The following is a 2457-nucleotide window of genomic DNA, read 5'->3' on the forward strand; positions in this document are numbered from 1 at the left end:
CGGTATCGCTGGCTCCGGCGTAGCTGTCGGCCCTGCTGGCGCCATCAGCTACGTCGGCGTTGATGCCACCGGTGACGCCGGTGACTGGACCCGCCCGTTGGGACTGCTCGGCCGGCACAACCGGCGCAACGCAATGATCGCCAGGGCCTGCCTGCGTGCGCTCGGTGTGCCCGAGGCGGACGACGACGACGCGCTGCGGGCCGCCGCGGCGGGCTTCACCGGCCTGGACAGCCGCCTGAAGATGATCGGCTCGGTGGACGGGGTCAGCTTCGTCGACGACAGCCTGTCGACGAACGTCCTGCCGACGCTGGCGGCCGTGGACGCCTTCGACAGCCGCCGGGTCGCGCTCATCGTCGGCGGCTACAGCCGCGGCATCGACTACAGCCCGCTCGCGGTCGGCCTGCGCGGCCGCAGCCTGGACACGTTCGTCCTCACCGTGCCGGACAACGGCCCGGACATCCGCCGCCAGGTCACCCAGGCCGGCGCCGGCCCGCACGTCACCGTCGTGGACACGCCCGATCTCGCCACCGCCGTCGCCGAGGGCTACCGCTGGGCGAGACCCGACGGCGTCGTCCTGCTCTCGCCGGCGGCGGCGAGCTTCGGCCGCTTCCGCGACTACCGCGACCGCGGCGCCGCCTTCGCCCACGCCATGCGCAACTGCCGCGCCACCTGAACGGAAATACCACCTGAGCGTGGGCAGCCTCATGACAGCTGGGCCCAGGGACGATGACAACGGCGCGGGCCGAGAGCACGGGCCGTGCCGCCGCGGCGACAGCCGTGGCAGCCGTGGCAGTGCGGTTCAGAAGCTGGCTCCCAGCCTCTCCGGATGACCGCGGGATGACCGCGCGAACCGGTCGCCCCGACCGTCCCGTCCTCAACCGGATGACGATCACTCGGCGTCCTTCTCGTCGATGCGGGTTGCCCCGACCGTCCCGTCCCCAACCGGGGCACGCGTCGCCGGCCAGAAGTCCTGACGACTTTTAGTAGTCAATTTGATACTTTCCGTAAAAATCCGGAGTGCGTGCACGCGAACGGCGTACGCGCAGAGGCGCGGCGGACCGGCCATCGCCAGGTGGTGGAAATGTCCGGATAATCGAGTAGACTCGTACGTATGTTCGATTCTGTAGCGACCATCGCCGACCCGGCTATCGGTCCGCCAGCGGCGAGGGGCGGTGATGCGGCCGACGGCCTGTCCGTGGTGGAGCGCGGTGGCGCGGGCGGCGGTCCACCAGCGCTGGCGGCCGACGGCGCGGGCGGCGGCCTGCCAGCGGTGGAGGGCTGTGATGCGGATGGTTGCCTGTCCCTGATGGCGGCTGTACGGAAGCGGATCGCCGGGCTGGAGGCGGTGATGCTGCGGGCGCAGGCCCGGTTCGCCGCGCTGCGGCCCACCCCGCCGGGGGAGGCGAAGCGGGCCGGGCCAGGCTGGGCCGCGGAGGAGATCGCCGCCGAGCTGGCGTTGTCCCCGGCCGCCGCGGCGGCCGGCCTGGAGCTGGCGGTCACCGTCGTCGACCGGCTGCCCGCCACCCTCACCGCGCTGGAAGCCGGTGACATCGACCTGGGCCGGGTCCGCGCGGTCGCGGAGAGCACCGCCGCGCTCCCCGCCGAGAAAGCCGCCACTGTCGAACAACGGGTGCTCGCTCGCGGTGGGCGAGCCAGCCACAGCCTCTTCCGCCAAGCCCTGCGCCGCGCCGTACTGGCGACGGATCCGGATGGCGCCCGACGTCGGCACGCCCATGCCCGCACCGAGCGGCAGGTCCAGCTCCGCACCGCCGAGGACGGCATGGCCGAGCTGTGGGCGTTGCTGCCCGCGGTCGACGCCCAGGCCGCCTACCAGCGCCTGGACGCGCTGGCCCGTCAGGTCGCCGATCCGCAGGAGGCTCCCGGCATGGACGCCCGCCGCGCCGACGCGCTGGTCGACCTGCTCCTCGGCCGCGACCGGGGAGCCGAGGTGTCGGTAGAGATCGGGGTGCTGGTGTCCGCGGCGACGCTCGCCGGGGCCAGTGACGTCCCCGGGGAACTGGCCGGGTACGGGCCGATCCCCGCAGCCCTCGCCCGTGAGCTCGCCACGGATGCCACCTGGCGACGAGTGCTCACCGACCCGGCTCAGGGCGACCGGCCCGTCGAAGTCAGCCGCCGGTTCCCCGCACCTGGGCTGGCCCGGCTGCTACGCACCCGGCAGCGGACCTGCCGGTTCCCCGGCTGCCGGAAACCCGCTCGGTTCTGCGACCTCGACCACATCCAGCCCCACAGCACCGGCGGGCCCACCAGCGAGGAGAATCTGCTCACCCTGTGCCGACGGCATCACAGAGCGAAACATGACGGCGGCTGGATGGTACAACGCACCGATAGCGACACCGACACGGTGCTCTGGACCGCCCCGACCGGGCGGACCTATCCCAGCGTGCCCGAGCCCTGGGACGATCCCGCTCCACCCACACCCCCGGCGTCCACAACCAC

At 72.9% G+C, this 2457-nt stretch carries 2 protein-coding genes; both read left to right on the forward strand.

Annotated features, from left to right (window positions below; all coding sequences use genetic code 11):
* Positions 1-673, forward strand: a 673-nt coding sequence (locus NBW84_RS13960) for a glutamate ligase domain-containing protein (RefSeq protein ID WP_445548712.1), incomplete at its 5' end; no start/stop codon positions are given.
* 438 nt (positions 674-1111) lie between these two features.
* Positions 1112-2457: HNH endonuclease signature motif containing protein (locus NBW84_RS13965; protein ID WP_250285164.1), on the forward strand; the 1346-nt coding region annotated here is incomplete at its 3' end.

Source organism: Protofrankia sp. CiP1_Cm_nod2 (assembly GCF_920664355.1).
In the GTDB taxonomy this organism is placed as follows: Bacteria; Actinomycetota; Actinomycetes; order Frankiales; family Frankiaceae; genus Protofrankia.